Here is a 546-nt window from a genome sequence, read left to right on the forward strand (position 1 = left end):
GTCTGCTGTCCGTATGGACGCAAGTAGAAGGCACGCTGATGCCGCAAGAAGCACCAGGTCCTTCAACAGGAACTGTCCGGTTCCGGCCGAAATCGCCGGGAACCCGCCAGCGGTCGGCTCGGCGACGCCAGGCGTGCTCAGGAAAAACGTCAGTGTCACGGCATAAGTCAGGCATGACATCGCCGCGCCGAGAGCGGAGGCCGTCTTGTTGAAAGCACCGATAATCAGCGCAGCGGCCGTCGCGAGCTCGACGGTGCCTATAAAATAGCTTCCACCCTGGCCGGAATCCAGCTCATGATCGGACTGTTCTTCATCAATGGCGCGATGCCCATCGCTTCATAGCTCGTGAATTTCATGCAACCGAACCAGAGAAAGATGACCACCAGCGCCCAGCGCAGCAACGCGAGAGACCCGCGAGAGCCGGTCGTCTTTTCAGCTATGTGTAATGTCGAAAACATGGTGCCTCGCTTTCATCATGGCGCATGACCTGCCTTCATGCTTAGACAGGCGTGATATATGCGCTGCGCATACACTATACGCCGTCAA

1 pseudogene is annotated in these 546 nt (G+C 57.5%); it reads right to left on the reverse strand.

From position 1 onward, the window contains the following. Positions 1–458 (reverse strand): annotated as a pseudogene (locus ACYVE7_RS35480) (YkgB family protein); the annotation flags it as partial. Positions 459–546 lie beyond the last annotated feature (88 nt).

It is taken from the genome of Actinocorallia lasiicapitis (assembly GCF_054778695.1).